The following is a 252-nucleotide window of genomic DNA, read 5'->3' as shown; positions in this document are numbered from 1 at the left end:
GCGTTGAGACACTGCCAGATATAGCGCCGCGCTGCGAAACCTGGTGCCGGCAGGGCGCGCACCGGACGCATGGCCCCACTGTATCTGACGCCGTCCGGCGGGCAGCTCTTCCGCCAACATCACATGTCCGCCGGACCAGCCATAGTGCATGGCAAAGACGGTGCCTTGGGTCTTGGTCGCGCCCGCTTCTGGGAAATAGGCCAAAGGCGGGGGCTCATGACCGGACCGCCCGGACCGTGCCTCACGCTTGTG

At 66.3% G+C, this 252-nt stretch carries 1 protein-coding gene; it reads right to left on the bottom strand.

The annotated features are described in order from the left end of the window. On the bottom strand, nt 1-252 hold a 252-nt coding region (locus tag R0J92_RS24930; protein WP_411053658.1), incomplete at both ends, for a glycoside hydrolase family 36 N-terminal domain-containing protein.

Source organism: Tritonibacter sp. SIMBA_163, from assembly GCF_046535935.1.
Lineage (GTDB): Bacteria > Pseudomonadota > Alphaproteobacteria > Rhodobacterales > Rhodobacteraceae > Epibacterium > Epibacterium scottomollicae.
This window is presented reverse-complemented; position numbering and strand designations above follow the sequence as displayed.